The sequence below is a fragment of the Micromonospora sp. CV4 genome (assembly GCF_003667455.1).
GTDB lineage: Bacteria > Actinomycetota > Actinomycetes > Mycobacteriales > Micromonosporaceae > Micromonospora.
In genome coordinates, this window is record NZ_RCVI01000183.1 from 1 (window position 1) to 433 (window position 433).

The following is a 433-nucleotide window of genomic DNA, read 5'->3' on the forward strand; positions in this document are numbered from 1 at the left end:
CACCGACGTCACCGCTCAGCTGGCGATCGCCGAACGCCCACGGCTGGAGGAACTGCGGCTGGCGGCCCTGGAGTCCCGCATCGAGGCCGACCTCATGCTCGGCGAGCACGCCCGGCTGGTGTGTGAACTGACCGGCCTGGTCGCCCGCTACATGCTGCGGGAACGGCTGCGGGCGCAGCTGATGATGGCGCTGTGCGGCTCGGGTCGGCTGGCCGAGTCGCTCGACGTGTATCGGGCGGGGCGGCGGCTGCTCAACGAGGAACTCGGTGTGGAGCCCGGTCCGCTGCTGAGCAGCGCGCACCATGCGGTGCTCACCGGCGCGGCGGTGCCGGCCGGCGGTCGGTAGTCGAGTCCCTGCCGCCGCCGCGGGGCGAGGCATCAGAGGGGTACGCCGTGGGTCCGGAAGAGGGCCTCGACGGCCAGCTTGTCGTGG

1 protein-coding gene is annotated in these 433 nt (G+C 73.0%); it reads left to right on the plus strand.

Translation table 11 applies throughout. The features are described from left to right. Positions 1 to 346 (plus strand): AfsR/SARP family transcriptional regulator (locus tag EAD98_RS05310; protein ID WP_147457336.1); only part of this gene is annotated, 346 nt, incomplete at its 5' end. Positions 347 to 433 lie beyond the last annotated feature (87 nt).